The following is a 3,058-nucleotide window of genomic DNA, read 5'->3' on the forward strand; positions in this document are numbered from 1 at the left end:
GCCGAGAAGACCTATGCTGTCACCACGGGGAATCGAAAACGACACGTCCTTCACGATATACTGGATCGCTTTCTTGTGTTTGAAGGACTTTGTGACGTTTTGCAGTCGGATCATTTCTTGAGTTCCCGAAGGGTCGCTTCAAACTTCCAGACAAGAATCAGGCCCGTTACGACAGAAAAGAGTGCAAGCCCAATAATATAATTCAGATCGACGTAAGATGCCCTGTACGTTGGGTAAAATCCAGTTCTAAACAGACCGATGATATGGACGAGAGGGTTCCACATCAAAACATCTCGAAACGGTTGGGGAATGCTTTCGGGCAGGAAGAATACCCCGGAAACAATAAAGGCGGGCCGGTTGATGATACCCCATATCTGCTGATATGTGCCGCTCAGATGAAACCAGACAATGTTGGAGATTCCGACACCGATACCGAGCGTCATGGAAATAATGCTGGCAAGTATGATCGGATAAATGTCTAGCCTTTCAAAGGGAACCACCAGGGCCAGGCTGCCAAACATGATGAGGGAGACGACGAACAGCGTGATCACCTGAAGGGTGGAGCGGGCTATGATTGTGTCATAGATCTGGACGACCGGATACATCAGCAGGGGACGATTGACCTCAACGGACAAACTGACCTGGTCCGAGAGCGATCGATACATGTAAAACACCAGATATCCAGTGGCGAAAAACAGTGCAAAACTGCGCCCGAGCGGGGGCACGCGTGCGACAGCCGAGAAAACAAGCGTCAGGATAGTGATCGTCAGAACCGGGTCCAGAATGGCCCACATGTAACCACCGACCTTGCTACCGTACCGGGTTGTCATTTCGCGAATTATGAGCGCAAAAACAATGGCATATTGCCTTTTAATGCCCTGGCGAAATGTGTTTGCGTACATTGCTTCTCTCTAAAGGCTGATCATCGCCCTATTTTGCATTGAGCAGCACTATTATACGATCATGTTGCAGTTGCAAAACATTGTTCGCGGCGTTTATCGGGTACCAGTTTTCGAAACTCGACGGCTTGGATTGATTTGCTTACTCATTAAGTTGCGCGGGGTGTACACGCTTATCTGCAGCACGTTGCTGTGCCCGGCGTTCGTCCCTGGCAATTGTTCTTGTCGGCTGGGCAAACGGAGAAGCGATGGTATTTGAACTAGTGCCAACAAAGACCTTTCCTGTACCGTCAAAGAGAGTAAGTCTGTTCAGGTTGTCTTAGAGTGAGCAAGGCAAAGAGGAGCGGTTATTTCGGATTTCCGTCAATTGAAGACGCCTTAATTACGCCTTCTTTTCATTTGCGATAGTTGCAATCGAACATCAACTGTCTTCTGTCCTTTCCCATTGGCGCAAAGGTTGCCAAAATCGTTAGACGTGCCCTTGACCTCACGCGCGCAATTGGCCCATAGACAAGAGGTGAATTTCGACCGATTGCTAACGGTCGTTTTTATTTTATCTAACGTTTAGACGTGGAAGAGACGGGTAAGGTCGATAATGAAAACTGCTTTAGTGTGTGGCGCCGGTGGCTTCATTGGATCGCACCTTGTAAAAAGATTGAAGCGCGACGGTTTCTGGGTACGGGGTGTGGACCTGAAATATCCGGAATTCAGCGAAACGGCAGCGGATGATTTTGCGATCGTTGATTTGCGCGATCAGACACTGTGCCGCTCTGTAATAGATCGTCGTTTTGATGAAGTTTACCAGCTTGCTGCCGACATGGGTGGTGCGGGGTTTATTTTCACCGGTGAAAACGACGCTGACATCATGCACAATTCGGCGACGATAAACCTTAACGTTCTTGATGCTTGCGCCAAGCGGAACATCAAGAGGGTTTTCTATTCATCTTCCGCGTGCATGTATCCGGAAGAGAATCAGCTGGATCCGAACGCGCCTGTCACGAGAGAAGACAGTGCGTATCCGGCCAACCCTGACAGTGAATACGGTTGGGAAAAACTGTTCTCCGAACGTCTTTATCTGACATACAACCGGAACTACGGCATGGAGTGTCGGGTCGCCAGGTACCACAATATCTTCGGTCCGGAAGGAACTTGGACAGGTGGCCGCGAAAAGGCGCCTGCAGCACTCTGCCGCAAGGTTGCAGAAGCTGATTTTGGTGGCGAGATCGAAATGTGGGGAGATGGCGAGCAGACCAGGTCCTTTCTCTACATTGACGAATGTGTGGAAGGGACCGTTCGTCTTACCCGAAGCGAGACATTCGCTGGTCCGGTAAATATCGGTTCCGAAGAAATGGTAACGATCAATCAGCTGGCTGAAATGATTATGACCATTGCCGACAAGGATCTTTCAATCCGCCACATTCCTGGACCGCTCGGCGTTCGTGGGCGCAACTCTCACAACGATCTGATCAGGGAAAAACTCGGCTGGGCTCCTTCCGAAAGCCTGATGGAAGGTCTTACAAAGACCTATCCGTGGATCGCGGGCAACGTTGAAAGACTTCGCCAGAGAAACAGCCTCTGACCAAGAGGCAGTCTCCCGGTGGCGACAGGGAGCTCTGTTGCCGCCTGAGATGACTTGGCCTGAAAGGTGACGCTGGGATTCCCATGGTGGCGCTTACGTGACATTGTGGCTGGATTATTCCCTTGCTCCGACCAGTACACTTTCCAGAACTCGAAAATGATTTTCCCAGGTGTAGGTTGCCTGTGCCCGCTGTGCGTCCGATGCCATGTTGCCGTCACAGGATCCATCCGCTTGGGACATGATTGCCTGAATCCAGGTCGGTCCGTCCAATGGGTCCACTAGTCGAACCGACGGTTCGGCCAATTCACGGTGGACCGATATGTCTGAGGCAATCGTCGGAATTCCCATTGCCATGGCCTCAACCATTGGCAGGCTGAATCCTTCGACGAGAGAGGGCATCAGGCAGCCCGATGCTCCCGCCATCAATTCTTGCAGACTGTCGTTTGACAGACCTCCAAGCTCGAAGACATGCCCTTTCAGTTGTTCGCATCGCTCAAGCAAGTCAACAGCAGTTTCGCTTTCCCAACCTCTTCGTCCGATGAGCAGAAGGGCAGGTGCCTCATTGCCGAAACGCTCGACA

General features: G+C 51.0%; 3 protein-coding genes. 1 reads left to right on the forward strand and 2 read right to left on the reverse strand.

Annotation, left to right across the window (positions count from 1 at the left end):
* Positions 1–110: 110 nt before the first annotated feature.
* A complete protein-coding gene (locus K5905_RS30655) occupies positions 111–902 on the reverse strand; it encodes an ABC transporter permease (protein WP_297591510.1) in 792 nt (263 codons plus the stop codon).
* A 592-nt stretch (positions 903–1,494) separates the two neighbouring features.
* Here K5905_RS30655 and K5905_RS30660 point away from each other — a divergent pair.
* Positions 1,495–2,478: an NAD-dependent epimerase/dehydratase family protein gene (locus K5905_RS30660; RefSeq protein WP_297591511.1), complete on the forward strand. Its 984-nt coding sequence runs from the start codon at positions 1,495–1,497 to the stop codon at positions 2,476–2,478.
* Positions 2,479–2,592: 114 nt separating this feature from the next.
* Here the strand turns inward: K5905_RS30660 and K5905_RS30665 are convergent.
* The coding region (locus tag K5905_RS30665) for a glycosyltransferase (protein WP_297591512.1) at positions 2,593–3,058 on the reverse strand (466 nt) is incomplete at its 5' end.

The organism is Roseibium sp. (assembly GCF_025698965.1).
In the GTDB taxonomy this organism is placed as follows: domain Bacteria; phylum Pseudomonadota; class Alphaproteobacteria; order Rhizobiales; family Stappiaceae; genus Roseibium.

Bases quoted from the DNA above. Each gene is read 5' to 3' on its own strand.
- K5905_RS30655 (WP_297591510.1), bottom strand. From the start codon at position 902: ATGTACGCAAACACATTTCGCCAGGGCATTAAAAGGCAATATGCCATT.
- K5905_RS30660 (WP_297591511.1), top strand. From the start codon at position 1,495: ATGAAAACTGCTTTAGTGTGTGGCGCCGGTGGCTTCATTGGATCGCAC.